Source organism: Mesorhizobium sp. ESP6-5, from assembly GCF_020164695.1.
GTDB lineage: Bacteria > Pseudomonadota > Alphaproteobacteria > Rhizobiales > Rhizobiaceae > Mesorhizobium > Mesorhizobium australicum.
This window is the reverse complement of record NZ_JAIUGR010000012.1, coordinates 110,894-131,381: the sequence shown is the minus strand read 5'-3', so window position 1 is coordinate 131,381 and position 20,488 is coordinate 110,894. Positions and strand designations below refer to the sequence as shown.

General features: G+C 63.9%; 22 protein-coding genes. 17 read left to right on the top strand and 5 right to left on the bottom strand.

Features of this window, described 5'->3' with window-relative positions; translation table 11 throughout:
* Positions 1 to 19: 19 nt before the first annotated feature.
* Positions 20 to 187, bottom strand: a complete 168-nt coding sequence (locus LB524_RS20610) for a hypothetical protein (RefSeq protein WP_015314993.1) — start codon at positions 185 to 187, stop codon at positions 20 to 22.
* 282 nt (positions 188 to 469) lie between these two features.
* Here LB524_RS20610 and LB524_RS20605 point away from each other — a divergent pair, with 282 nt between their 5' ends.
* Positions 470 to 1,390 (top strand): SMP-30/gluconolactonase/LRE family protein, encoded by a 921-nt coding sequence (locus LB524_RS20605; protein WP_015314994.1) that lies wholly within the window; start codon positions 470 to 472, stop codon positions 1,388 to 1,390.
* Positions 1,391 to 1,549: 159 nt separating this feature from the next.
* Complete coding sequence (locus LB524_RS20600) at positions 1,550 to 1,759, top strand: tautomerase family protein (protein ID WP_015314995.1); 210 nt, start codon at positions 1,550 to 1,552, stop codon at positions 1,757 to 1,759.
* A gap of 38 nt (positions 1,760 to 1,797) precedes the next feature.
* Here the strand turns inward: LB524_RS20600 and zapE are convergent, their stop codons facing one another.
* The 3 genes from zapE to LB524_RS20585 all read right to left on the bottom strand — a co-directional run bounded on the left by zapE (position 1,798) and on the right by LB524_RS20585 (position 4,238).
* On the bottom strand, positions 1,798 to 3,024 hold the full coding sequence (zapE, locus tag LB524_RS20595) for a cell division protein ZapE (RefSeq protein ID WP_224529689.1): 1,227 nt from the start codon (positions 3,022 to 3,024) through the stop codon (positions 1,798 to 1,800).
* A 92-nt stretch (positions 3,025 to 3,116) separates the two neighbouring features.
* Complete coding sequence (locus tag LB524_RS20590; protein ID WP_015314997.1) at positions 3,117 to 3,656, bottom strand: protease inhibitor Inh/omp19 family protein; 540 nt, start codon at positions 3,654 to 3,656, stop codon at positions 3,117 to 3,119.
* A 138-nt stretch (positions 3,657 to 3,794) separates the two neighbouring features.
* Positions 3,795 to 4,238 carry a hypothetical protein gene (locus LB524_RS20585; protein ID WP_224529680.1) on the bottom strand — a complete coding sequence of 148 codons (444 nt, stop codon included), beginning with the start codon at positions 4,236 to 4,238 and terminating at the stop codon, positions 3,795 to 3,797.
* Positions 4,239 to 4,453: 215 nt separating this feature from the next.
* Between LB524_RS20585 and LB524_RS20580 the strand changes: the two genes are divergently transcribed.
* The 9 genes from LB524_RS20580 (at position 4,454) to LB524_RS20540 (ending at position 12,640) form a co-directional block, all read left to right on the top strand.
* Positions 4,454 to 5,464 carry an MBL fold metallo-hydrolase gene (locus LB524_RS20580; protein ID WP_224529678.1) on the top strand — a complete coding sequence of 337 codons (1,011 nt, stop codon included), beginning with the start codon at positions 4,454 to 4,456 and terminating at the stop codon, positions 5,462 to 5,464.
* A gap of 80 nt (positions 5,465 to 5,544) precedes the next feature.
* A complete protein-coding gene (locus tag LB524_RS20575; RefSeq protein WP_224529674.1) occupies positions 5,545 to 6,111 on the top strand; it encodes a hypothetical protein in 567 nt (188 codons plus the stop codon).
* Between the two features lie 213 nt (positions 6,112 to 6,324).
* Positions 6,325 to 6,486: a DUF1328 family protein gene (locus LB524_RS20570; RefSeq protein WP_015315001.1), complete on the top strand. Its 162-nt coding sequence runs from the start codon at positions 6,325 to 6,327 to the stop codon at positions 6,484 to 6,486.
* A gap of 93 nt (positions 6,487 to 6,579) precedes the next feature.
* On the top strand, positions 6,580 to 7,464 hold the full coding sequence (gene dapF / locus LB524_RS20565; RefSeq protein ID WP_140618301.1) for a diaminopimelate epimerase: 885 nt from the start codon (positions 6,580 to 6,582) through the stop codon (positions 7,462 to 7,464).
* Entirely contained in the window at positions 7,464 to 8,789 is a 1,326-nt protein-coding gene (mtaB, locus tag LB524_RS20560; protein ID WP_224529670.1) for a tRNA (N(6)-L-threonylcarbamoyladenosine(37)-C(2))-methylthiotransferase MtaB, read from the top strand. The genes dapF and mtaB overlap by 1 nt, the downstream gene beginning before the upstream one ends.
* Positions 8,790 to 9,272: 483 nt before the next feature.
* On the top strand, positions 9,273 to 10,691 hold the full coding sequence (ftsY, locus tag LB524_RS20555) for a signal recognition particle-docking protein FtsY (protein WP_411909929.1): 1,419 nt from the start codon (positions 9,273 to 9,275) through the stop codon (positions 10,689 to 10,691).
* 58 nt (positions 10,692 to 10,749) lie between these two features.
* A complete protein-coding gene (locus LB524_RS20550; RefSeq protein ID WP_015315005.1) occupies positions 10,750 to 11,424 on the top strand; it encodes a septation protein A in 675 nt (224 codons plus the stop codon).
* A gap of 19 nt (positions 11,425 to 11,443) precedes the next feature.
* Entirely contained in the window at positions 11,444 to 12,064 is a 621-nt protein-coding gene (locus tag LB524_RS20545) for a pyridoxamine 5'-phosphate oxidase family protein (RefSeq protein ID WP_140791675.1), read from the top strand.
* A 36-nt stretch (positions 12,065 to 12,100) separates the two neighbouring features.
* Positions 12,101 to 12,640, top strand: coding sequence for an NADPH-dependent FMN reductase (locus LB524_RS20540; RefSeq protein WP_224529653.1), 540 nt, complete (start codon positions 12,101 to 12,103; stop codon positions 12,638 to 12,640).
* 72 nt (positions 12,641 to 12,712) lie between these two features.
* Here LB524_RS20540 and LB524_RS20535 read toward each other — a convergent pair whose 3' ends face one another.
* Positions 12,713 to 13,141, bottom strand: a complete 429-nt coding sequence (locus LB524_RS20535) for a GNAT family N-acetyltransferase (RefSeq protein WP_224529652.1) — start codon at positions 13,139 to 13,141, stop codon at positions 12,713 to 12,715.
* Between the two features lie 213 nt (positions 13,142 to 13,354).
* On the opposite strand from LB524_RS20535, the gene mdh reads away from it, so the two are divergent.
* The 6 genes from mdh to LB524_RS20505 all read left to right on the top strand — a co-directional run bounded on the left by mdh (position 13,355) and on the right by LB524_RS20505 (position 20,483).
* Positions 13,355 to 14,323 carry a malate dehydrogenase gene (mdh, locus tag LB524_RS20530; RefSeq protein WP_015315009.1) on the top strand — a complete coding sequence of 323 codons (969 nt, stop codon included), beginning with the start codon at positions 13,355 to 13,357 and terminating at the stop codon, positions 14,321 to 14,323.
* A gap of 46 nt (positions 14,324 to 14,369) precedes the next feature.
* Positions 14,370 to 15,563: an ADP-forming succinate--CoA ligase subunit beta gene (sucC, locus tag LB524_RS20525; RefSeq protein WP_140712255.1), complete on the top strand. Its 1,194-nt coding sequence runs from the start codon at positions 14,370 to 14,372 to the stop codon at positions 15,561 to 15,563.
* A 4-nt stretch (positions 15,564 to 15,567) separates the two neighbouring features.
* Positions 15,568 to 15,939 (top strand): cupin domain-containing protein, encoded by a 372-nt coding sequence (locus LB524_RS20520; RefSeq protein WP_224529646.1) that lies wholly within the window; start codon positions 15,568 to 15,570, stop codon positions 15,937 to 15,939.
* Positions 15,940 to 15,942: 3 nt separating this feature from the next.
* On the top strand, positions 15,943 to 16,440 hold the full coding sequence (locus LB524_RS20515) for a DUF1579 family protein (RefSeq protein WP_140719729.1): 498 nt from the start codon (positions 15,943 to 15,945) through the stop codon (positions 16,438 to 16,440).
* An 11-nt stretch (positions 16,441 to 16,451) separates the two neighbouring features.
* Entirely contained in the window at positions 16,452 to 17,354 is a 903-nt protein-coding gene (gene sucD, locus LB524_RS20510) for a succinate--CoA ligase subunit alpha (protein ID WP_023784122.1), read from the top strand.
* 144 nt (positions 17,355 to 17,498) lie between these two features.
* On the top strand, positions 17,499 to 20,483 hold the full coding sequence (locus LB524_RS20505; protein ID WP_140618313.1) for a 2-oxoglutarate dehydrogenase E1 component: 2,985 nt from the start codon (positions 17,499 to 17,501) through the stop codon (positions 20,481 to 20,483).
* The last annotated feature ends 5 nt before the right edge of the window (positions 20,484 to 20,488 follow it).

Sequence of the window (20,488 nt, the reverse complement as noted above, 5' to 3'; positions counted from 1 at the left end):
CGACAAACGTGATGGTTGCTCAGCCGTAGATCTGCTTGTGGATCTGGTAGAGCATTTCCGAACGGTCGGCGCGCATGTCGGCCAGATCGCGGCTGGAGAAGCTGTCGATTTCGGCGATGAGGCGATTGTAGTGCTTGCGCTTGGCGATGCTGGTGCGAGCGCGGGTCACGAGGTCGTTGAAGATCATAGCAAGGTTCCTTCTGTGCCGCATTCGGCGCGGCCGTTTCTTCCTCCCTTGATCGGTACGGATGATGACATAGGAATGGTGCGTTGCAAAAAGAAGATGTTGCAATGCACCATTGCAGCCAGCGCATAGCCGGTTAATGGCTTCCTAAGCTCCCGCACGACGCGCGGCCCGGGCCGGCAGGCGAGCCGCCTCCCATTTTGTCTTACAAATTAGCGTTACCCCGTCTTGCCAGATCGATTGCGGGCTGGCTTGATCCAATGTCACCTGATGCCTGGAGGAAACATGGCGGCCGCAGATTATTATGAAGTTCTCGATCCGCGTTTCGGGCGCCTGTTCAACGGCAACGCGCAGGTGGAGAAGCTGTTCACCGGCTGCCGGTGGGCGGAAGGGCCGGCCTGGTTCGCCGCCGGCCGCTATGTCGTCTGGTCGGACATTCCGAACAACCGCATGATGCGCTACGACGAGACGGACGGCAGCGTCAGTGTCTTCCGTCAGCCCTCCGGCAATTCCAACGGCAACACCGTCGACCGGCAAGGCCGGCTGGTCACCTGCGAGCATTCGGGCCGGCGCGTCAGCCGCACCGAGCATGACGGCTCGATCACCACCATCGCCGCCAAATGGAAGGGCAAGCCGCTGAACTCGCCCAACGACGCGGTGGTGAAGTCCGACGGCTCGATCTGGTTCACCGATCCGACCTACGGCATCGACACCGACTATGAGGGCGACAAAGCCGAGAGTGAAATCGGCGCCTGCCATGTCTACCGGGTCGATCCCGACACGGGCGATATCGAGGCTGTCATCACCGACATGGTCAGGCCGAACGGCCTTGCCTTCTCGCTCGACGAAAGCCTGCTCTATGTCGTCGACACCGGCCGCACGCATGGCGCCGAGAACCCGGCGCATATGCGGGTGTTCAACGTCGGCAAGCACGGCAAGAAGGTTTCCGGAGGCAAGGTGTTCGCCGACTGCACGGCCGGACTGTTCGACGGCTTCCGGCTCGACGCCGATGGGCGCATCTGGACGAGTGCCGCCGACGGCATCCATTGCTACGATCCCGACGGCACGCTGATCGGCAAGGTCAAGGTGCCGGAGGTGACCGCCAATTGCGTTTTCGGCGGCGCCAAGCTGAACTGTCTCTACATCGCAGGCACCACCTCGCTTTATTCGGTGCGGCTGATGGTGAATGGGGCCAAGACCTATTGAGCCTGCTGGAAACGCTTCTCTGGCGTCCGTTATTGGCCGTTTTGCGGGTAGCCACAGCGCCCGCTTCGCCGCGGCTTCCGGAGCCATCCTGCGGCTCGCCGGAGCGGAGTTCGAAGCCGCCTGTCGGCGGTATCAGACACAATTCAAGGGGAGGGCGTCATGCCATTCGTCAACATCCGCATCGTCAAGGAAGTGATCGCCGCCGATCCGGCCGGCAAGAAGGCTGACATCGCCAGGAAAGTCACGGCGGCCATCATGGACGCCACTGGGCTTAGCAATGACGATGTCTGGGTGGTCTTCGAGGAGGTCAACGCCCGCGACTGGTATGTCGGCAAGACCGACGTGGAGACGTTGAGAGGCAAGAAATAATCCCAAGGCGCGATGAGCGCCGCAAATCCGGGCTCTGCTCAGGAAGGTGAAGGTGCGGCGGCCGTATCCGCGCCTGCCGTGCGTCCGCCGACCGTACCTTCACCCGGCCGGCGCTTCGCCCAGCTCTCCAGCCAGTCGCGGCTTTGCATCTCGATCAGCCGCGATGCGGTTCGCTCGAATTCGAACACCTCGACGCCGCGCTTGGCCACATAAAGCGCGTGCGGTGGCGCCTCGGCGCTCACCACCAGCCGCGTATGATGGTCGTAAAGCGTGTCGATCAACAGGATGAAGCGTTTGGCCTCATTGCGCTTGCCTTCGCCCAGTACCGGCACACGGTCGATGAAAACAGTCGAAAACCGCCCGGCGATCGCCAGGTAATCGCGCGCGCCGAGCGGCTTTTCGCAGAGGTCGGCGAAGGTGAAACGCGCAGCGTCACCAGCGGCGGCCGGCACCACCACCTTGCGTCCCTTCAGCGTCAGCGAGGTCTCGGCCGTCGGCGCACCGCGCGTCATCGACTGCCAGGCCTCGTCGAGCGCCTGGTCGGCCGCCGCATCGGCCGGTGTGACATAGACCGGCGTGCGTGCGAGCTTTTCCAGCCGATAATCCTTGTCGCTGTCCAGCGACAGCACCTGCGCGTGGCGTTCCAATATGGCGATGAACGGTTGGAAAAGCTGGCGGTTCAACCCGTCACGGTAAAGATCTTGCGGCGCCACGTTCGAGGTGGCGACCAGTACGACCCCATTGGCAAACAGTGCCGAGAACAGCCTGGACAGGATCATGGCGTCGGCGATGTCGGTGACCGAGAACTCGTCGAAACACAGCACCCAGGCCTGCTCGGCGAGCGCCTTGGCCACCGGCGGGATCGGATCGTCTTCCCTGACCGTGCCTTCCTTGCGCGCCTGCCGGTGTTTCTGGATACGGTCCTGCACATCGGCCATGAAGTCGTTGAAATGCACACGGCGCTTGCGCCTGACCGGCAGGAGCTCGAAGAACATGTCCATCAGCATGGTCTTGCCGCGGCCGACGCCACCATGGATGTAGAGGCCCTTGACCGCTTCATGCGTCTCGCGCTTGCGCGCAAACAGCCAGCCCAGTGCACTGGACTTTTGCGCCAGCCGCTTGGCCGAGATCTCGACGGTCAGCCCGTCGAGCGCGGCGGCGATCGCTTCCTGCGCGGCATCGCGCTCGATCGCGCCTGATACCACCAGATGGTCGTAGCGCTGCCGGACGGTCGGATGGGTCTGGAGGCCGTCACGCAGATGCATCGATCACGTCATTGTTCAGAGCAGGATGCCCAGAGAAAGGGTGTGCCGAGATTGAGGTCACGCCGCCGGCATCACCTGAATGTCGGCATCTCCTACCTCGTAAGCGAGATCGGTTGCCCGTTGGAAGTCTGGCCGTCGAATTTCGAGCCGCCCGACGAATAGAGCCGCGCCAGCGAACCGCCATTCTCGTCATAAAGCGTCAGCTGCTTGCCGGCGACGTTCCACGACTTGATGCCGTCGATCGGCGCCGGGCAATGCAGCGGCCCGGCGCGGAAACCGGCGCCGAACTTGGTCTGCGGCGTCGCCACCTTGCAGCTCTGGCCGGAGACGCTGACGTTCCAGACACCGGCGACGGCCGCCGCGCTGAGATCGGCGGCACCCGCGGGCGCCGCGCCGTCCGGCGGCAGCGAAGCAACTTGCGTGTTAGCCGGCGCGGTCGGGAACCGCGACGGGTCGGTGGTGCCGGGTGAGGCCGGCGGCGGCAGCTGGTTGGAACTCACCTGGCCAGCGGGGGCTGGCTGCAGCGGCGCCGGTTGCTGGTCGTCCATCGACGAGAAGCGTGAGGTTGAGCAGCCGCTCGCAACGAGTGCCGCCAGGGATACGGCCACCAGGCCGCCTTTCGAAAAATTCATTACAACCTCCGTCGGATCCGGCTGGGGGGAAACCGTCCGCGCAATCTCACCTCCACCAAGATGGAGAAGGTGGCGAAATTTCAACCCGATATGGTTAAAATAGGGTTTGCGGTATGAATTGTTGCAAATTTATCGCACTCACCCGGCGAGCGGCGCACTCGGCACGAACACATATCCGTCCGGTCCGACGATATAGCACTCGCGCAGACCATGCGGCTTGTCGATCGCGCCGGCCAGCACGATGTGGCCATGCTCCAGCGCCGCCGCCTCGATCGCGTCGGGCTCCGCGCCATAGAGACGCAGTTCGATGCCGGCACCGCGCGTCTCCGTACCCGCGATGGAGCCCGTCATGGGATTGTCGAGATAAGAATGGTCCGCATGCAGCATGAACACCGATCCCAGAAGCTCGAGCGCGGCGAAATCCTCGTCGGCATAGACGATGCAGGCGCCAAGCACGTCACCGCAGAAGGCTTCCATCGCCGCCATGTCCGATACCAGCAGATTGACGCCGATGCCGCGCGGCAGCGAGCGGCCGAAATCCTCGGCCTTCATCCAGGGTGTCTTGGTCCGCTTCATCGCCATGGCGTCTTCCTCCTGATGCCGCGATCCTAGCCGAGACCGCCTTGCCGCCCTTGGCCTTCGGCCGGCAAACGCTTGCGCCAGCCGCGTCAGGGCTTATGTCTATGGCCAATTCCAGGAAAGGTGTGTGGCGATTTCCCCGGGAAAACGCGCAGCACTTTCCCCTTGGGAATTGAGTGAAAACAAAGAGTTCACCGAAACCCGCCGGAGCGCAGACCTTGGCCGCCAGAAAGAAAGCCGCCAACCGCTACTACAGCGGCCCGCCCAGCGACCATTTCGACGGCAGCCTGTTCTTCAATCCCGGCGGCCGGATGCCCGGCCCCTTCAAGGATTTGCTGAAATGGCAGTTCAGCGGCCAGCGCTCGAAATGGCCGGCTGCCAGCCCGAGCCCCTTTGCGCAGGCAAAGCCGGCGGCGGCGGTCGAAGGCGCCGATCTGGTCGTGACCATGGTCGGCCATTCGACCTTGCTGATCCAGACAGCCGGGCTGAACATCCTTACCGATCCGGTCTGGTCGGAGCGCACATCGCCGTTCTCCTTTGCCGGACCCAGGCGCGTCAATCCGCCGGGTATCGCCCTTGGCGATCTACCGGCGATCGACCTCGTGCTGGTCAGCCACAACCACTATGACCATCTCGACCTTGCCACGCTGAGGCAGTTGCAGGAGAAGCACGATCCGCTGGTGGTGACGCCGCTCGGCAACGATGCCATCATCGCCGCCGCGGTGCCCGGGACGCGGCTTTCCGCGCATGACTGGGGCGACAGGGTCGATGTCTCCGACGGCACCGCTATCCACGTCGAGCCCGCGCATCACTGGTCGGCGCGCGGGGCGCGCGACCGGCGCATGGCGCTGTGGGCCGGCTTCGTCATCGAGACGCCGGGCGGAAAAATCTATTTCGCCGGTGATACCGGCTTCCACGGCGGCATCAACTACCGGCTGATGGCGGAGAGGCATGGCGGCTTCCGCTTCGCCATCCTGCCGATCGGCGCCTACGAGCCGCGCTGGTTCATGGCGCCGCAGCACCAGAACCCCGAGGAAGCGGTCCAGGGCATGTCGTTGTGCAACGCGGCCTTCGCCGCCGGCTGCCATTGGGGCACGTTCCAGCTCACCGACGAGCCGTTCGACGAACCGGTGCGGAAGCTGGCCGAGGCGCTGGACGGCCGAGGCATCCCACGGGAGCGCTTTCGCGCCTTGCGGCCCGGCGAGATCTGGGAAGTGCCCCGGATATGATCGCCTCGATGGCTGGAATGACCGTTTACGCTGCCATGGTTTTCGCTGATGGTCATCCGCGGACAGGATAGGGGAATCAGATGAAGTCAATCATGGCAGGTCTCTTGGCGCTGGCGGTCTCGGTGCCGGCGGCTTTCGCGGGCGAGATCAGCGATCGGGCGGCCGAGGCCGAGAAGCTGCTCCAGTCGGGTGATGGCGCCGGTGCGCTGGAGAAATTCAGCAGCGCCCAGGAAGCGCTCTGGCAAGCGATGCCGCTTGGCGTCCTGAACGTCAGGCAGGTCGACACGGCCTCCGGCTTCGGTATCTACAGCGAGCGCGCCAACCACATCTACAAGCCCGGCGAGAAAATCGTGCTGTACATGGAGCCGGTCGGCTATGGCTATGGCAAGGACGGCCTCGGCAACAGCATGATCGCGCTCTCTGTCGACATCACCGTCGTGTCCGCAGCCGGCGAAACGCTCAGCACAATGGAAAAAGTCGGTCGTGTTCAGATCGCCTCTCGCTCGCACAATCGCGAACTGTTCTTCAAACTCGACCTCTCCCTCGACGGCCTGCCGGCCGGCAAATACCGGTGCAACTTCGTCATGCATGACGAGAATTCGAGCAAGACGGCCCCCTTCAGCACGGATATCGAGATCGCCGGCTGAGGCGATGCCGGGAAAACCACCGATGTCCGATGGAGACGGCACCGGCGGGGACGAAATCCGCGTCGGGCGTAATGTCTTCATCAATCAGAACTGCACTTTCTACGACCTCGGCTGCCTCGACATCGCCGACGCTATCTCGCGGCCTCGGGAACCCAAGCACGACAGCCGCGTTTTTCAACCGGTTTCAATGTGTCCGGCTTGCGAGGCGTTCCCATGCTCAAATGGATCATCATTCTCCTGATCATCGCCGCCGCGGCGAGCCTGCTCGGCATGCCGGCGCTGGCGGGCGCGGCCGCCACTGGCGCGCGCATTCTCATCGGCATCGTGCTCATCATCTTCCTGTTGATCTTGCTTGGGGTCTTTGCGGTGACGTAAGTCCGTCACCTTCGCCGTGAAAGCGGCTGCGCACTGGTAATTCCTGCCCGTTTCCGCCATATAGCGCCGAACGGACATGGAAATTTCGGAGCAATGGCAGGCACGGCCCCTTTCGCCAAGATGAACGGCATCGGCAACGAGATCATCGTTGCCGACATGCGTGGCCGTGCGGATCGGGTGACGGCCGCGGCTGCCATCGCGCTCAACGCCGATGCCTCGACGCGGTTCGACCAGATCATGGCGATCCACGACGCCAGGACGCCGGGCACCGCTTATTTCGTCGACATCCTGAATTCCGACGGGTCGGGCGCGCAGGCCTGCGGCAACGGTATGCGCTGTGTCGTCCAGGCGCTGGCCGCCGAGACCGGCGAGAAGACCTTCACCTTCGAAACCGTGGCCGGGATCTTGAACGCCCGCGAACACGCGGACGGCTCGATCTCGGTCGACATGGGCACGCCGCGCTTCGGCTGGCGCGACATCCCGCTGGCCGAGGAGTTCCGCGACACCCGCATGATCGAATTGCAGGTCGGCCCCATCGACGCGCCGGTGCTGCATTCGCCTTCGGCCGTCTCGATGGGCAACCCGCACGCCATCTTCTGGGTCGACGCCGATGTCTGGACTTATGAACTCGATCGTTTCGGCCCGCTGCTCGAAAACCATCCGATCTTTCCCGAGCGCGCCAACATAACCATCGCGCAGGTGACCTCGCCCGACTCGATGATCATCCGCACCTGGGAGCGTGGCGCCGGCCTGACCAAGGCCTGCGGCTCCGCCTCGTGCGCGGCTGTCGTTGCCGCCGCGCGCACCAGGCGCACGGGCCGCAGCGTCAACCTTTTGACCCCCGGCGGCGGTACGCTGCATGTCGAGTGGCGCGAGGACGACCACGTCATCCTGACCGGCGCGGCCGAGTGGGAATTTTCCGGCAGCTTCGATCCGTCGACCGGACAATGGGCCCGCGACACCGAAAGCGCGGCGTGATGTCCGCCCTTGCCAAGGACGTCGACGTGGCGAAGGAGGCCGGCCGCATCGACGTGGTGACTTTCGGCTGCCGTCTCAACACCTATGAGTCCGAAGTGATGCGGCGCGAGGCCGAAAATGCCGGCCTCGGCGCGCTGGATGGCGGCGCCGTCATCTTCAACACCTGCGCCGTCACCGGCGAAGCGGTGCGCCAGGCCAGGCAGGCAATCCGCAAGGCGCGCCGCGACAACCCGGCCGCGCGCATCATCGTCACCGGCTGCGCCGCGCAGACCGAGCCCGAAAAATTCGCTGCCATGGACGAGGTCGATCTCGTGCTGGGCAATGAAGAGAAGCTGAAGGCCAATTCCTATCGCGCGTTGCCGGATTTCGGCGTCAACGACACCGAGAAGGCGCGCGTCAACGACATCTTTTCGGTGCGTGAGACCGCCGGCCACATGGTCGACGCCATCGAGGGCCGAGCCCGTGCGTTCGTGCAGGTGCAGAATGGCTGCGACCATCGCTGCACCTTCTGCATCATCCCCTATGGCCGCGGCAATTCGCGCTCGGTGCCGATGGGCGCCGTGGTCGAGCAGGTCAAGCGGCTGGCGGGTAATGGCTATGCCGAGATCGTGCTGACCGGCGTCGACATGACGTCTTTCGGCGCCGATCTGCCAGGCGCGCCGAAGCTCGGGAAGCTGGTGAAGACCATTCTCAGGCAGGTGTCCGACGTAAAGCGGCTCAGGCTGTCCTCCATCGATTCGATCGAGGCTGACGACGACTTGCTCGATGCGCTCGCCACGGAAGCCAGGCTGATGCCGCATCTGCATCTGTCGCTGCAGTCGGGCGATGACATGATCCTGAAGCGCATGAAGCGCCGCCATCTGCGCGATCAGTCGATCCGCTTTTGCGAGGATGTGCGCAAGCTGCGGCCCGGCATTGTCTTCGGCGCCGACATTATCGCGGGTTTCCCGACCGAGACCGAAGCCATGTTCGAGAATTCGCTGGAGATCGTCGAGGAGTGCGGCCTGACCCATCTCCACGTCTTCCCATTTTCGCCGCGCGAGGGCACACCCGCCGCGCGCATGCCGCAGCTGCGTCGAGAGCTGGTCAAGCAGCGCGCCGCCCGGTTGCGCGCCGCCGGCGAAGCGGCCTATCAGCGCCATCTGTCCTCGCTCGCCGGCAGCCGTCAGTCGGTCCTGATCGAGCGCGACGGCCTTGGCCGCACCGAAGGGTTCACGCTTGCCGCACTCGGCACCGGCGCGCCGGGAGAGATCGTCGAGGCTGATATAACCGGCCACGACGGGATCAGGCTGATAGCCACCCCCCTTGCCGCCCGCGCCGCCTGAGAACACAAAAGCATGGCTGGTTTTTTCAAGAAGATATTTTCGTTCGGCAAGAAGGAGGTGGTCGAGGAGCGCATCGACGAGACCGCCCCGCTGCCGCCGATCAAATGGGACCAGCTCGACGCGCTGAAGCCGGCGGCCGAGCAGGCCTTGCCGGAGTTTTTGAAGCGCGAGGAGCCTGTGGCGGAAGCCGCGCCGGCGACCGTGCCTGCTCCGGTCGAGGCCGCGCCCGGGCCGCAGCCCGAGGAACCCACACCCGAGGAACCCACACCCGAGCCTGCGCCGACCATTCCGCCCGCGCCGGAGCCGACTGTTCCGTCAGAACCGGAGCGGCAGCCGGAGCCTGCGCCGGAAGAGAAACCGGCACCCGCGCCCGAAACGCCTGAACCGCCCGCGCCCGAAGAGGTCCCGCCGCCGCCCGTTGCTCCCGAGCCCACGCCCGAACCCCAGCCGCAGGAGATCCCGCCGGCGCCATCGGAGCCGGAGATCGTTCCCTCGCGTCCGGAGAGGCGACCGGAACCCGCGCCCGTCGAAGTGCCGACGCCGCCAGTCGAAGTGCCGGCCGAGATACCCGCACCGGTCGAGGTGCCGTCGGCGTCGCCGGCTGAAGTGCCTCCGTCGGCGGCCGCCGTCGAGCAGCCTTCAAGGGCCGGCGCTGCCCCTCATCCGCCTGCCGGCACCTCCCCGTATAGGGACGGGGCGAAGGAAGGGGCTTCAGCACCGTCCTTGCCCGGTTTGCTGGGAGAGCATGAAGGAAAGCGCGGACCTGCCGTCGAAGCGGCGCTCGAAGCGCCACCAGCTGAAATCGCCCCTCCCATTCGCCAACCTGCACCGGTCGAGACGCAGCCGGTCGTTGCCGAGGTCGCGCCCGAGCCTCAATCGGTCCCGCGGCCCACCCCGGAGCCAAGACCCGTTCCCGGCAAGGTGACGGTCGCCAGGAAGGTCGAGCAGAAGGCCGAGCCACAGAAGGCGCCGGAACCGGCGCCGAGGCAATCCTGGTTCCAGCGCATGCGGGACGGGCTAGCCCGGTCCTCGCGCGAACTGACCGGCAACATTGCCGGCGTCTTCACCAAGCGCAAGCTGGACGAGGAGACGCTGCAGGATTTGGAGGACGTGCTGATCCGCGCCGATCTCGGCGTCGAAACGGCGCTGCGCGTCACCGATTCACTGGCCTCCAGCCGCTACGGCAAGGATGTGTCCGATACCGAAGTGCGCGCCGTCATGGCGGCCGAGGTGGAGAAGGTGCTAGCGCCGGTCGCGAAACCACTCGAGCTTGACCTCTCGCACAAGCCGCATGTCATCCTGGTGGTCGGCGTCAACGGCACCGGCAAGACCACGACCGTCGGCAAGCTAGCCGCCAAGCTGACCGATGGCGGCCTGTCGGTGATGCTGGCCGCCGGCGATACGTTCCGCGCCGCCGCGATCGAACAGCTGAAGATCTGGGGCGAACGAACGAAATCGCCCGTCATTGCCTCGAAGCTCGGCGCCGACGCCGCCGGTCTCGCCTACGATGCCTTCGAGCGGGCAAAGGAAGCCGGCTCCGACGTGCTGATCATCGACACCGCCGGCCGGCTGCAGAACAAGACCGAACTGATGGCGGAGTTGGAAAAGATCGTCCGCGTGCTGGGCAAGCTCGATCCCGAAGCGCCGCACACCGTGCTGCAGACGGTCGACGCCACGACCGGCCAGAACGCGCTCAACCAGGTCGAGATCTTCCGCAATATCGCCGGCGTCAACGGCCTGGTGATGACCAAGCTGGACGGCACGGCGCGGGGCGGTATTCTGGTGGCGATCGCGGCAAAACATAAATTGCCGGTCTATTTCATCGGCGTCGGCGAACAGGTCGACGACCTCGAACCGTTTTCCGCAAGCGAATTCGCCAGGGCGATCGCTGGAGTGGCTTGAACAAGGCACGATGCCGGAAGTGAGGCTTCCGGATTGGATCGTGCGTTAGAAGGAAACCATGAACCCACCCATTCTCGAACGCGATCCGTCCGACCCGCAGAAAGAGAAGAAGGAAGGCATCAATCCCGTGCTCAAGCTGGCGCTGGAGCTCGGGCCGCTGCTCGTCTTCTTCTTCGCCAATGCGCGCGGCGAGTGGCTGACGCAGAAATTGCCCGTGCTGGCTGAATTCGGCGGCCCAATCTTCGTCGCCACAGGCCTGTTCATGGCCGCGACCGCCATCGCGCTGATCGCCTCATGGCTGCTCACCCGCACCTTGCCGATCATGCCGATGGTGTCGGGGGTCGTCGTTTTCATCTTCGGCGCGCTGACGCTTTATCTGCAGGACGATATCTTCATCAAGATGAAGCCGACCATCGTCAACACGCTGTTCGGCGGCGTGCTGCTTGGCGGCCTGTATTTCGGCCGCTCGCTGCTCGGCTATGTCTTCGAGTCCGCATTCAAGCTCGATGCCGAAGGCTGGCGCAAGCTCACCTTCCGCTGGGGCCTGTTCTTCCTGTTCCTGGCCCTCGTCAACGAAGTCGTCTGGCGGAATTTTTCCACCGACGCCTGGGTTACGTTCAAGGTCTGGGGCATCATGCCGATCACGCTTCTTTTCACCTTCAGCCAGATGCCGCTGATCCTGCGCCACTCGCTGGACGACAAGGCCGGCGGCGAAGAGAAAGTCGGCAAATAAGGCTGTAAAGGGGAGAGCCATGGAATTCGTCACCACCCAGGAGGATCTGCGGACCATCTACAAGACGCCGCGCCCGACCGATGGCTCGATCCGCAAGGAATTGAAGGCGCTGGACGCCCATTGCCGCTCCTTCATCGGCAAGAGCCCATTCGTGCTGATCGGCTCGTCCGATGGCGAAGGCAATGCCGACGTCACCCCGAAAGGCGACAAGCCGGGCTTCGCCGCCATTCTCGACGAGAACACCATCGCCATCCCCGACCGGCCCGGCAACAACCGGCTGGATACGCTTGAAAACATCATCCGCAATCCCTCGGTCGGGCTGCTCTTCCTCATACCAGGCATGAACGAGACGCTGCGCGTCAATGGCGATGCCCGCATCACCGTCGATGCCACCTTGCGCGAGCGCCTTGCGGTCGACGGCAAGGAGCCGCAAAGCGTTATCGTGATCGTAGTCAAGGCCGCTTACATGCATTGCGCCAAGGCTTTCATGCGCTCCGATTTGTGGAAGCCCGACAGCTGGCATGATCGCGCCACGCTGCCGACGCTCGGCCAGATCCTGCGCGACCAGTTGGCACTGGCCGATTCGGCCGAGGCGACCGACCGCTGGCTCGACGGCGAGTACAAACAGACGATGTGGTAGGGTTGTCGGCCCCCGATTCGTCTGGAGTGGTCCGCCTTGCTCAACCTCATTGCGATATCCGGCAGCCTGCGGGCGGCCTCCACCAATTCGGCCCTGGTCGCGGCACTGGCGCTGAACACGCCAGCGGGCTGTCGCGTCACCGTCTATGACGGGCTTGGCCGGCTGCCGATCTTCAATCCCGACGACGAGGGCGAGCGGACGCCGCGCGAGGCCTCCGATCTGATCGAGGCCGTCACCGGCGCGGACGGTGTCGTCGTCTCCTGTCCCGAATATGCCCATGGCGTGCCTGGCGGCCTTAAGAACGCGCTCGACTGGCTGGTCTCGCGTGACGCCGCCGTCGGCAAGCCGGCGATGCTGGCGCACGCCTCGCCACGCTCGCTCTACGCCCGCACGGCGCTGGCGGAGATCATGCGCACCATGTCGTTCGCGCTTTGCGAAGAAGCCATGCTCGAGGTTTCGCTCCTCGGCAAGAAGTCGGCGGAGGTTGAAAGTATCCTGCGAGAGCCGGCAAACGTGCGGGCAATTCGCGATGGCCTGTCAGCCTTCGCGGCCTTCATCCGCTCGCGCCAAATTTGAGCGGACTCGCGCCAAATTGAGCGGTCGCCATCGTGTCGTCGTCCTGGAAGGACCGGAGGCGTCGGCCAATCGCTACAGCCGATAGACGTACATCACGAAGGTCTCCGCCTCGCCATGCGCCTCCTTGCGCCCCTCATAAAGTGCGCGGGCGGGCAGATTGTCCGGCTCGGTGCCGACCCAGGCCTCTTCGCAGCCATGCTCGCGGCCGAGCGCGAACATGGCGTCGAGCATTCCGCGCGCGATGCCCTGCTGCTGGAAGGCTGGCGAGACGCCGACCTCGTCGACATAGAGTTCCGGCGCCTTGTCCGGATGGCGGTGCATGACCGCCGCGCATTGGCCGACGACAACGTCCTCAGCCAGGGCCACGATCATGAAATGGCCCGATTGCGCGAGATAGCTTGCCAGGCGATCGGGCCGCACCGGCTCGTCGAACACGTCGTCGGCAATCCGCATCACAAGGGCGTCATCTCCGGGATAAAGCCTTCTGATCTCAATCGCCATTGTGTAAATTCTCCCAAGTCGGCTTACAAACTTTGACGTTTACGTAAATCCCGAAGACACTAACCGATTGAAAATGCAGGGGTCGAAATAATCGTTTGAATTTATTCCGCACCAGAGTTATTGGGTGCGGGAAATTCGCGGTTCCCCGCAGCAGTCCGGCCTCTTCCTCGACGCCGTGTTGGCGCGTCACAGACAAAGGGAAATCATCCTCACATGGCACGCAACAAGATAGCGCTTATCGGCTCTGGCATGATCGGCGGCACGCTCGCCCACATGATCGGCCTCAAGGATCTCGGCGACGTGGTCCTGTTCGATATCGCCGAGGGTATCCCGCAAGGCAAGGGGCTCGATATCGCGCAGTCGTCGCCGGTCGATGGTTTCGATTCCCGGCTGACCGGCGTCAACGACTATGCCGGCATCGAGGGCGCCGATGTCTGCATCGTCACCGCCGGCGTGCCGCGCAAACCGGGCATGAGCCGCGACGACCTGCTGGGCATCAACCTGAAGGTCATGGAGCAGGTGGGCGCAGGGCTGAAGAAGTACGCGCCGAAGGCCTTCGTCATCTGCATTACCAATCCGCTCGACGCCATGGTGTGGGCGCTGCAGAAGTTTTCGGGCTTGCCCAAGACCCATGTCGTCGGCATGGCCGGCGTGCTCGACAGCGCGCGCTTCCGCTACTTCCTGGCCGAGGAATTCAAGGTTTCGGTCGAGGACGTCACCGCCTTCGTGCTCGGCGGCCACGGCGATTCCATGGTGCCGATGATCCGCTATTCCACGGTGTCGGGCATTCCGCTTCCCGACCTGATCAAGATGGGCTGGACCTCGAAGGAAAAGCTCGACCAGATCGTGCAGCGCACCCGTGACGGCGGCGCCGAGATCGTCGGCCTCCTGAAGACCGGCTCGGCCTATTACGCGCCGGCGGCCTCGGCGATCCAGATGGCCGAATCCTATCTCAAGGACAAGAAGCGCGTGCTGCCTTGCGCGGCACACCTCTCCGGCCAGTATGGCGTCAAGGGTACCTATGTCGGCGTGCCCGTGGTGATCGGCGCCGGCGGTGTCGAGCGCGTCATCGAGATCGACCTTAACAAGGCCGAGCAGAAGATGTTCGAGGCATCGGTGGCGACCGTGCAGGGCCTGACCGAGGCCTGCGTCAAGATCGCGCCGCAGCTCGCCTCGAAATAACCCGCCCAAACGTCACCCCGGCAAAACGACCTGGAGATAGTTCCCGATGAACATCCATGAATATCAAGGCAAGGCGCTGCTGAAGAGCTTTGGCGCGCCGGTGGCCGAAGGCGTGCCGGTTTTCAAGGCAAGCGAGGCGGAAGCCGCGGCACAGGCGCTGCCCGGCCCGCTCTATGTGGTGAAGAGCCAAATCCATGCCGGCGGCCGCGGCAAAGGCAAATTCAGGGAACTCGGCCCCGACGCCAAGGGCGGCGTGCGGCTGGCGAAGTCCGTCGCCGAGGTGGTCGCCAACGCCAACGAGATGCTCGGCCATACGCTGGTGACCAAGCAGACCGGCCCGGCCGGCAAGCAGGTCAACCGCCTCTATATCGAGGACGGCGCCGACATCGAGCGCGAGCTCTATCTCTCCATCCTGGTCGACCGCTCGGTCGGCCGCATCGCCTTTGTCGTCTCGACCGAGGGCGGCATGGACATCGAGGGCGTCGCGCACGACACGCCGGAAAAGATCATCACCGTCGCCATCGATCCGGAAAAGGGCGTTACGGCTGAGGACGTCAAGGCGCTCAACGATGCGCTGAAGCTCGACGGCGACGCGGCCAGGGACGGCGGCACGCTGTTCCCGATCCTCTACAAGGCCTTCGTCGAGAAGGACATGAGCCTGCTCGAGGTCAATCCGCTGATCGTCATGAAGGATGGGCATCTGCGCGTGCTCGACGCGAAGGTGTCGTTCGACAACAACGCGCTGTTTCGCCACCCAGATGTGCTCGAACTGCGCGACACGTCAGAAGAGGACGAGAAGGAGATCGAGGCGTCGAAATACGACCTCGCCTATGTCGCGCTCGATGGCAATATCGGCTGCATGGTCAACGGCGCCGGCCTTGCCATGGCGACGATGGACATCATCAAGCTCTATGGCGCCGAACCCGCCAACTTCCTCGATGTCGGCGGCGGCGCTTCCAAGGAGAAGGTGACGGCGGCGTTCAAGATCATCACCAGGGATCCGGCGGTCAAGGGCATCCTGATCAATATCTTCGGCGGCATCATGAAGTGCGACATTATCGCCGAGGGTGTGATTGCCGCGGTCAAGGAAGTCGGGCTCAAGGTGCCGCTGGTCGTGCGCCTGGAAGGCACCAATGCCGAGCTTGGCAAGAAGATCATCAACGACAGCGGCCTGAACGTCGTCTCGGCCGACGATCTCGACGACGCGGCCAAGAAGATCGTGGCGGCGGTGAAGGGCTGAGCCGGTGCCTCCACGCAAGATAAACCTGGTCGAGGCGGCGGATCGGACCATCACTGAGGTCTTCGATCCGCATATCGCCGGCGACGTGAATGAGAGCCAGGCCAAGGTCGCCAAGTTCGGCGAGGTCTTCGACTGGCATGCGCATGATAATGAAGACGAAGCCTTCCTCGTGCTGCGCGGCAGGATCGCCATCGATTTCCGCGACGGGCCGATCGAGCTCGGCGAGGGCGACTTCATCGTCGTGCCGCGCGGCGTCGAGCATCGGCCGCGTTCGCTGACATCAGAGCCGGTGGTGCTGATGTTCGAACCGGCGACGACACTCAACACCGGCAATGCCAAGAGCGATCTGACGGTCGCCCATCTGAAGCGGCTCTGACCGATGAACGCCTCATCCTTCTCTTCGCTCTCGGCCGATCACCAGCTCCTGCAGGCTTTGGTCGGTGCTTGGCGCGGCGAGGAGGAGGTGGCGGATACGCAGTGGGCCGATGGCGGCATGGCGACGAGCGAAGTGACAGCGGAAGCACAGTTCGGCGGTCTGTTCGTGGTGCAGCGCTATAAACAGCGCCGCGATGGCACGGTCTCCTTCGGCGCGCACAATGTATTCGGCTTCGACCAGCAGAACAGCGTCGTCACCATGCACCAGTTCGATTCGATGGGCTTTGTGCCGTCCTCGCCCGCCACGGGCACATGGAACGGCCGCGAGCTGGTGCTGGAGCGGTCGTCGCCGCGCGGCTTTGCGAGGGTGACGTATGTTTTCGACGATGCCGACACCTACCGCATGCGATTGCATTTCAAACCTGCCGGCAGCGATGGCTGGCAAGACATGGTGAGCGGCGTCTACCGGCGCGTCTCGCCTTCCTCGATCAACGGTTTTTAAAAAGGGCGGCCATGTCCATTCTCGTCGACAAGAATACCAAGGTGCTGGTGCAGGGCCTGACCGGCAAGACCGGTACGTTCCATACCGAGCAGGCGCTGGCCTATCACGGGACAAAGATGGTCGGCGGCATCCATCCCAAGAAGGGCGGCGAGACCTGGACGGGCTCGAAAGGCGAGAGCCTGCCGATCTTCGCCACTGTCGCCGAAGGCAAGGAAAAGACAGGCGCCAACGCCTCCGTCATCTACGTGCCGCCGGCGGGCGCCGCGGAAGCCATCATCGAGGCGATCGAGGCGGAGATCCCGCTGATCGTCTGCATCACGGAAGGCATTCCGGTGATGGACATGATCAAGGTCAAGGCGCGGCTCGATCGCTCGGCCTCGCGGCTGATCGGACCGAACTGCCCGGGCGTGCTTACCCCCGACGAATGCAAGATCGGCATCATGCCCGGGAACATCTTCCGCAAGGGCTCGGTCGGCGTTGTTTCGCGCTCGGGAACACTTACCTATGAGGCTGTGTTCCAGACCACCAATGTCGGCCTCGGCCAGACCACTGCTGTCGGCATCGGCGGCGACCCCGTCAAGGGCACCGAGTTCATCGACATGCTCGAGATGTTCCTGGCCGATGATGAGACCAAGTCGATCATCATGATCGGCGAGATCGGCGGTTCGGCCGAGGAAGACGCCGCGCAGTTTCTCAAGGACGAAGCCAAGCGTGGTCGCAAGAAGCCGATGGCCGGCTTCATCGCCGGGCGCACGGCGCCGGCCGGACGCACCATGGGCCATGCGGGCGCGGTCATCTCCGGCGGCAAGGGCGGCGCGGAAGACAAGATCGCGGCGATGGAATCGGCCGGGATAAAAGTTTCGCCGTCGCCGGCGCGGCTGGGCACGACGCTGGTCGAGGCGATCAAGGGTTAAGCCAGTAGTGAGTAGCAGGTAGTCAGTAGTGAAGAAGGGAAGAACGGGTGAGTAGCAACTGAGTGGAAAATTCCATTTTCCACTCAGTACCGGCGACTCACCGTTCCCTCGAAAGGAGACGGAGCCAGGCTCCGCTGAAACGACATGGCAAGACAAGATCAGGCCAACGACCAATTTTCGCTCACCTCTTTCCTCTATGGCGGCAATGCCGATTACATCGACGCGCTCTACGCGGCGTATGAGGACGATCCCGCGTCGGTCAATCCCGAGTGGCAGGAGTTCTTCGCCGGGCTGAAGGACGATGCCGGCGATGTGCGCAGGAACGCCAAGGGCGCTTCATGGGCGAAACCTTCCTGGCCGCTGCAGGCCAATGGCGAGCTGGTGTCGGCGCTGGACGGCAATTGGGGCATCGTCGAAAAGCACCTGGAAAAGAAGGTCAAGGACAAGGCCGTCACCAACGGTGTCGTGCTGTCCGACGCCGATGTGCACCAGGCGACACGCGATTCGGTGCGCGCCATCATGATGATCCGCGCCTTCCGCATGCGTGGCCATCTGCACGCCAATCTCGATCCGCTCGGCATCAACACGCTCGAGGATTACAACGAACTGTCGCCGGAAAATTACGGCTTTACCGAAGCCGACTACGACCGGCCGATCTTCCTCGACAATGTGCTGGGGCTCGAATTCGGCAGCATCCGGCAGATGCTGGAGATCCTCACCCGCACCTATTGTTCGACGCTCGGCGTCGAGTTCATGCATATTTCCGATCCGGAAGAAAAGGCCTGGATCCAGGCGCGCATCGAGGGCGCCGACAAGGAGATCTCGTTCACCGCCACCGGCAAGAAGGCGATCCTGCAGAAGCTGGTCGAGGCGGAAGGCTTCGAGCAGTTCATCGACGTCAAGTACAAGGGCACCAAGCGCTTCGGTCTCGACGGCGGTGAATCGCTGATCCCGGCGCTGGAGCAGATCGTCAAGCGCGGCGGCCAGCTCGGCATGAAGGAGATCGTGCTCGGCATGGCCCATCGCGGCCGCCTCAATGTGCTTTCCCAGGTGATGGCCAAGCCGCACCGCGCCATCTTCCACGAATTCAAGGGCGGCTCGGCGGCCCCCGACGAGGTCGAGGGCTCGGGCGACGTGAAGTACCATCTCGGTGCCTCGTCCGACCGCGAGTTCGACGGCAACAAGGTTCACCTTTCGCTGACGGCGAACCCTTCGCATCTGGAGATCGTCGACCCCGTGGTGATGGGCAAGGCGCGCGCCAAGCAGGATTCCCTGTTCGGCCGCGGCCGCGAGGAGATCGTGCCGCTGGAAGAGCGGGCCAAGGTGCTGCCGCTCTTGCTGCATGGCGACGCCGCCTTCGCCGGCCAGGGCGTGATCGCCGAGATCCTCGGCCTATCGGGCCTGCGTGGCCACCGCGTCGCCGGCACGCTGCACTTCATCATCAACAACCAGATCGGCTTCACCACCAATCCGCGCTTCTCGCGCTCATCGCCCTATCCGTCCGATGTCGCCAAGATGATCGAGGCACCGATCTTTCACGTCAATGGCGACGATCCGGAGGCTGTGGTGCACGCCACCAAGGTGGCGATCGAATTCCGCATGAAGTTCCATAAGCCGGTGGTCGTGGACATGTTCTGCTACCGCCGCTTCGGCCACAATGAGGGCGACGAACCGGCCTTCACGCAGCCGCTCATGTACAGCAACATCCGCGCCCACAAGACGACGGTGCAGATCTATGGCGATCGCCTGATCGCCGAAGGGCACATCACCCAGGCCGAGCTCGATCAGATGAAGGCCGACTGGCGCGCGCATCTGGAAGCCGAATGGGAAGTCGGCCAGCACTACAAGCCCAACAAGGCCGACTGGCTCGACGGCGCCTGGTCAGGCCTGCGCACGGCCGACAACCAGGACGAGACAAGGCGCGGCAAGACCGCGGTACCGGTCAAGACGCTGAAGGAAATCGGCAAGAAGCTGACCGAGGTGCCGAAGGGCTTCGAAGCGCACAAGACGATCATCCGCTTCCTCGAAAACCGGCGTCAGGCGATCGAGTCCGGCGAAGGCATCGACTGGTCGACGGCCGAGGCGCTGGCCTTCGGCGCGATCCTGCTCGACGGCAATCCGATCCGGCTTTCCGGACAGGATTCCGAGCGCGGCACCTTCTCGCAGCGCCATTCCGTGCTCTACGACCAGCGCGACGAGACCCGCTACATCCCGCTCAACAATCTGTCGGCGGCGCAGGCCGGCTACGAAGTCATCAACTCGATGCTGTCGGAAGAAGCGGTGCTGGGCTTCGAATATGGCTACAGCCTGGCCGAGCCGAAGGCGCTGACGCTGTGGGAGGCGCAGTTCGGCGACTTCGCCAACGGCGCCCAGGTGGTGTTCGACCAGTTCATCTCGTCGGGCGAACGCAAGTGGCTCAGAATGTCGGGCCTCGTCTGCCTGCTGCCACATGGCTATGAAGGCCAGGGCCCGGAACATTCTTCCGCCCGGCTGGAGCGCTTCCTGCAGCTTTGCGCCGAAGACAATATGCAAGTCGCCAACTGCACGACGCCGGCCAACTACTTCCACATCTTGCGCCGGCAGCTGAAGCGCGACTTCCGCAAGCCGCTGATCCTGATGACGCCGAAGTCGCTGCTGCGCCACAAGCGGGCGGTGTCGACGCTGCCGGAAATCTCGGGCGAAAGCTCGTTTCACCGGCTGCTGTGGGACGACGCCCAGCTGTTGCCCAACCAGGCGATCAAGCTGACCAAGGATTCCAAGATCCGCCGCGTCGTGCTGTGCTCGGGCAAGGTCTATTACGACCTCTATGAGGAGCGCGAGAAGCGCGGCATCAACGACATCTATCTGCTGCGCGTCGAACAGCTCTATCCGTTCCCGGCCAAGGCGCTGATCACCGAGCTGTCACGCTTCCGCAACGCCGAGATGGTGTGGTGCCAGGAGGAGCCCAAGAACATGGGTGCCTGGTCGTTCATCGATCCGTATCTGGAATGGGTGCTGGCGCATATCGACGCCAAGCATCAGCGGGTGCGCTACACCGGCCGTCCGGCGGCCGCGTCGCCGGCGACCGGGCTGATGTCGAAGCATCTCGCCCAGCTCGCCGCCTTGCTCGAAGACGCGCTCGGCGAATAAGCAGA